Source organism: Sodalis-like endosymbiont of Proechinophthirus fluctus, assembly GCF_001602625.1.
Lineage (GTDB): Bacteria > Pseudomonadota > Gammaproteobacteria > Enterobacterales > Enterobacteriaceae.
The window spans coordinates 3,206-3,442 of the sequence record NZ_LECR01000038.1 but is presented as its reverse complement, the minus strand read 5'-3'; positions in this window follow the sequence as shown (position 1 = coordinate 3,442).

Below are 237 nucleotides of genomic sequence, written 5' to 3'. Positions count from 1 at the left end.
CTATGGTCAAGAACGCTATCCTCGCCTGCTGCCGCGGTCGGTGGTCATGTTCGCTATCATTGACCGTCCCACTCGCCGTGCGACTCCCCTCTGTGCTCGGCAACGACCACAGGCTGCGCCACTGTCTACTCGAACGTAGCGGCATCCTCCAGCAGTGGGAAGGGCTACTCTCTATCCGGCGGGGAAAAATGATTGCGCGCGGACGCCTGGAGATTCTCAGGTGCGCCCGGTCCCGCG